Raw genomic sequence first — 5,511 nt, 5'->3', positions numbered from 1 at the left:
CCGCCGCCAAGGCCATCAGGCCCGAGAAAGCGACGGGCGCGGATCGATAGCCGCGGAACACGTCGTTCTTGGCCATCTGCCGCCGGATTTCCGCGATTTGCACCAGCGCGTCGCGTAGTTCCATGGGCCTGCTCCCTTCGCTTGGTCGGCGGCCTGACGAGCGCCACCGGGATAGTGCTTTGCAATACAAAGTAGCGGATTTCGTCAGCCGATGCAAGAGTCGCTGGCTTCGGCCGCGGCGCTTTATCGGCTAGGGCGCTCCGCTGAGGAGTTTTTGGGCGCCTTGCTTCACGGCCGGAGCCGTGTCGCGCCCCTGCGACATGGTCTCTTCATAGCTGTTACTGCGGAAGTCGTACTCGGGAATGATATAGCCCAACTCGTCGTTGGCCAGCCCGATGAGGATCCGCGGGAAGCCGGTCATTTGCGTTTGCATTTCAAAGCCGACCTCGGGCAGCACTTCGCCGGGCAGGGTGAGCAGTTGGGCTTCGCCCAGTTTGATGAGGGCCATTTCGGTCGAAACGCGGCCGTCTTTCAGCCCGCCGCGCGCAGCATACAGCAATTTGAAGGCCGGGTTGGTCATGGGAAATTCGATGACCCTGGTGTCGACGCCGAAATCGAACCTGGCCGGCGGCTGCGCGGTGGCGGCCAGTTGTTTGACCAGCGCGGCCAGCCCGAGTCCCATGGTTTTGGCTTCGCCGTGGGTGCGCTCGCGATTATCGCCGCTGACCATGCCGCCGACGGCGCCGTTGAGGAACACGGCCTGGCCGCCGCCGTCGGCCTTGATCTGGTCGCACATGTAGCCGGGAAAGTCGGCACTCAGCTCCTTGGCGCCGGCCTCGAGCCCTTCGACGTGGCAGGCAAAGTTGACGATGGTGGCGATCGGCCGGCCGTCGGCGCCAACGGGTTGCAGCACCGAGAGTGTCGGATCGACCAGCCCCACGTTGCGGGCATTGCGGAAGTAGCCAATGACGCGGCCGCCATCCATCGGCAGCTCGCGCGAGGCCGCGCGAAAATCCTTGACCGGTTGCAGATTGGCTACGGCCTGCGCCACGCAATCGACAACCTGATTCTGAATGTACTGGATGTATTCGGCCGGGTAGTGACCGTAGACGCCAATCGTGTCGGGGGCCGCGTGGTTGTGCGACATGGCCAAAACCATGTAGGCCACGCCATTTTTGGCCACTCTGGCTCGCATGGGTTCGATATCCGAGCGAGACATGCCGAACAGGTCGGCGCCGACGAGTGCGAATCGCTGGCCCCCTTTTTCAAAGACCACGCAGCGGGCGTACATGTCGTCGTGAATCGTAAACGCGTCGCGCAAGCGGGGGTTAAGCCACTTGCCGGTCGTGGGCGAGATCTTCACTTGCGCCGCGCCCGCTTTCAGGTCGCCCAGGTCGGCAGGCCGGGCAGGGGCCGGCTGCGGGCCCTCGCGCAAGCCGCTCAGATCGAACAGCCGAGGGCCGCCGTCCGGCACGCGAGCTTGCAAATGGGGCGTGTAGGCGACGCCGATCGTCTGGCCGTGCTTATTGAAGACGAACCGTACGCCCTTGGCCGTGTAGTCGAGCAGCGAGAAAGTGGGCGTGCGGATCTCCTGTTCGCAGGCGCCGAGCTTGGCTTGCACGTCGCTCTTCGACTCGTAACCCGGGGGTATGCTGGCGGCTTCGACGCACGCGAAGGTGCCGTTCTTGCCGTGCAGGTGAACCGAGTCGGTCAGGTCCGGCCTCGCCTGGGCGTTGTACAGCAGCTTGTAGGCGTACCACTCGGCTTCGAACACCGGCGGGCCGAGCGCCTGGCGAACCTCGTCGGCGCTCGATAGGCCGGGAATGAGCCCATGATAGGTCAGGGCTGGCGGCGGATCGGTGGGTTTGACCGTGCCCTTGGGCGCCTGGGCCTGGGCCGGACCCACGAAGCAGAAAAGCGCGGCGAGCCCAATACCCAGGCACGGCCAATGAAACGAAAACGTGGCAGACGCACGCATGACGGGATCTCCGTGGCGGCAGACGGGCCGGAATCGAACAGACGGCCATGACCCTTTGCGGGCCCAGCGCAGCGACGGCCATCTTACGCCACGGCCGAGACCATTGCCAATTGCCCGCGACGGCTATGCGTCGCGGTGTACCGTGGCGGGCGAAAAGGCGGGCAGGCAGACGGCGATGTACTCGGCGCCTTCGGGGCCGGGCGTGCTGTACTGCACCCATTGACCGGCCGGAACGATGATCGCCTGGCCGGCGGCGACGTCGAACGCTTCGCCCTGCAGCTTGACGTGCAACGTGCCGCGCAGCACCACGCTGTACTCGTCGAACTCGGGGGTTTGACCCGGTTCGCTCCAGCCCTGCGGGCTGCGCATGCGGGCGATGCTGAGCTGGCTGGTCTGCGAGTTGACCCGGCCGATGAACTCTTCGATGGTTTTGGGAGGTTTGCCCGCCGCTTCGATGCGCGTGGGGCTGGTGATATGGCGAGCCATGTCCTTGCGACTCCTGGTTGAGAGTCGGCGCCGCGGCGGTTCTTAGTGGGCTTCGGCGGCCGACTTGCCTGGGCGGAGCAGCAGGCTGTAGAGCACGGGCAAGACGAACAGCGTCATGGCCGTGCTGCTGATGACGCCACCGATGACCACCGTGGCCAGCGGGCGCTGCACCTCGGCGCCCATGCTAGTGCTCAGAGCCATGGGCGCGAAGCCCACGCTGGCGACCAGGGCGGTCATCATCACCGTGCGGAGCCGCGAGATGGCGGCTTCGAAGATGGCCTCGTTCGACGTCAGGCCGCCGCGCAGCAGATCGCGCAGCGCCGAGACGAACACCATACTGTTAAGCACCGAGACGCCGGACAGCGTGATGAAACCGACGGCGGCCGAAATCGAGATCGGCATTTCGCGGAACCAGAGGAAGGCGATGCCGCCGATGCAGGCCATCGGCACGCTGGTGAACACGCAGATCGTGTCGATCGTGTTGCGATAGGTGACATAGAGCAGCAGCACGATCAGGCTCAAGGCCAGGGGCACGACGATCATCAGCCGCCGCTGAGCCCGTTGCATGTTCTCGAACTGGCCGCCCCATTGAATCGTGTAGCCCTCGGGCAGTTTGACCGAGTCGCCGACGCGCTTTTGGGCCTCGGCAATGAAGCTGCCGATGTCGCGGCCGCGGACGTTGCACTGCACGGTCAGGCGGCGTTTGCTCCACTCGCGCGAGATCATCTTGGGGCCCGACACCCGCTGCACGTCGGCCAGGGCCGACAGCGGCAACCGCTCGTGCGTCGAGGTGAGCAGCAGAATGTCGGCGATCGCTTGCGGATTGTCTCGCATGTTATCGGGCAGGCGCGCCGCCAGCGGGAAACGCAACTGCCCCTCGATGACTTCGCCCAGCGACTTGTCGCCGATCGATTCGACAAGTGCCAGCACCGTCTTGGCGGCCACGCCATAGCGGGCAATGCGGTCCTGGTCGACCTTGACTTGCAAGATGGGCTGCCCCTTGATTTGTTCGCTGGCCAGGTCGACGCAGCCGGGCACTCCGCCCAGAGCCTTTTCCAGCTCGCGACCCTTTTCGACGAGCGTGTCGATGTCGTCGCCGAAGAGCTTGAGGGCCACGTCGGCGCGGACGCCGGAGACCATTTCGTTGATCCGCTGCTCGATGGGCTGCGTGAGCCACACCGTCTGGCCCGGGAAGTGGCCGATGACGCCGTCCATCAGCGCCATCAGGTCCGACTGCGTTTTGGCCTTGGTCCAGCGGTCGCGTGGCTTGAGCGAAACGAACATTTCGGCCACTTGCACGTCGCCGGCGTCGGTGGCGACCTCGGGCGCGCCGGCTCGGCTCCATGTATGCGAAATCTCGTCGGGGAATGCCTCGAGGAGCAGCCGCTCCATCTTGTTGTTGATCGACACGGCTTCCTTGAGGTGCGTGCCCGCGGGGCGGAGGATGCCGACGACGATGTCGCCTTCCGACAAGCGAGGCACGAACTCGGTGCCCATGGTCAGGGCTAGCGCGCCGGCCACGGCCAACGAAACGCCCGCCACGGCCATGATCGGCATGCGGGCCCGCAAGGCGAGCGTCAGGAACGGCTGATACAACCGCTTGGCCAGGCGGACGATGAGCGGATCGGTTTCGTCGATGTGCTTGGGCAGCAGCAGGCTGGCCAGCACGGGCATCAAGGTGAGCGAGAGAATCAGCGAGCCGATGAGCACCAGGATGACCGTCAGCGCCATGGGGCGGAACATGCGCCCTTCGACGCCTTGGAGGCTGAGAATCGGCAAGTACACGATCATGATGATTAACTGACCGAACGTCGTGGGCTGGCGGACTTCGATCGTGGCATCGCGCACCAGCGCCGTATCGTTTTCGCCGGCGTGGGCGATGCGCCGCAAGATGTTTTCGATGACCACTAGCGAGCTGTCGACGACGATGCCGAAATCGATGGCGCCCAGGCTCAAGAGCGTGCCGGCGATGCCGATTTGATACATGCCGCAAAAGGCGAACAGCATCGAAAAGGGAATCGCCAGGGCGACGATCAGACCGGCCCGCAGATTGCCGAGGAAGATGAACACGATGGCGGTCACCAGCAGCGCGCCTTCGAAGAGGTTGCCGCGGACCGTGGCGATCACCTGGTCGACCAGGCGGGTGCGGTCGTAGACGGTCTCGACCTTGACGTCGGCCGGGAGCGTCTTTTTGACTTGTTCGAGGCGGTCTTTGAGGCGATGGGTGACGGCGTAGCTGTTTTCGCCCATGAGCATGAAGCCCAGTCCGAGGACGACTTCGCCCTGGCCGTTGGCCGTGACGGCGCCCTTGCGGAGCTGGTGGCCGATGGTGACGTCGGCCACGTCGCGGACGCGGATCGGCACGCCTTCCAGGGCCGTGACGACGATGTTTTCGATTTGCTCGACGGTGGACGTGCGGCCGACGCCCTGCACGAGCAGCATTTCGCCCGTGCGGTTTTCGTCGATGTTGCCGCCACCCACGTTGAGGTTATTGCCGCGCACCGCCTCGACCACCTGGTCGAAAGCGATTTCGTGGCGCAGCAACCGCACCGGGTCGATGCGCACCTGGTACTGTTTTTCCAGCCCGCCCCAGGAGTTTACTTCGGCCACGCCGCTGACGGCGCGCATTTTGGGTTTGATGACCCAGTCGTGCAGCACGCGCAGCTCTTTCAAGTCGCGCGTCTTGCTGGTGAGGGAATAGTGCAGCACTTCGCCCAGTCCCGTGGCCACGGGGCCCATCGTGGGGCGCTCGATGCCGTCGGGCACTTCGACGGTCGAGAGCCGCTCGTTGATCTGCTGGCGGGCCAGGTAAACGTCGGTGCCGTCGCGAAAACGGGCGATGACGCTCGACAGGCCGAACTGCGAAACCGAGCGCACTTCCTCGAGCCCGGCGATACCGCCGATGGCCAGCTCCACCGGAAAGGTGATCAGGCGTTCGATTTCCTCGGGCACCAGTGCGGGCGCCGGGGTGTTGATTTGCACTTGGACGGGCGTGGTGTCGGGGAAGGCGTCGAAGTTGAGCGAGACCAGGGACGCCACGCCCGCGA

Annotated in this window: 3 protein-coding genes; all 3 read right to left on the bottom strand. The window is 64.9% G+C overall.

The features are described 5' to 3' along the window. Positions 1 to 250 precede the first annotated feature (250 nt). On the bottom strand, positions 251 to 1,978 hold the full coding sequence (locus K1X74_23235; protein ID MBX7169266.1) for a hypothetical protein: 1,728 nt from the start codon (positions 1,976 to 1,978) through the stop codon (positions 251 to 253). A 123-nt stretch (positions 1,979 to 2,101) separates the two neighbouring features. Then, complete coding sequence (locus K1X74_23230; protein MBX7169265.1) at positions 2,102 to 2,464, bottom strand: cupin domain-containing protein; 363 nt, start codon at positions 2,462 to 2,464, stop codon at positions 2,102 to 2,104. A gap of 42 nt (positions 2,465 to 2,506) precedes the next feature. Continuing rightward, positions 2,507 to 5,511, bottom strand: a 3,005-nt coding sequence (locus tag K1X74_23225) for a CusA/CzcA family heavy metal efflux RND transporter (GenBank protein MBX7169264.1), incomplete at its 5' end; no start/stop codon positions are given.

This window comes from Pirellulales bacterium, assembly GCA_019694435.1.
GTDB lineage: Bacteria > Planctomycetota > Planctomycetia > Pirellulales > JAEUIK01 > JAIBBZ01.
Note: the sequence above shows the minus strand (reverse complement) of the source record. Positions and strands in the feature narration are given on the sequence as shown.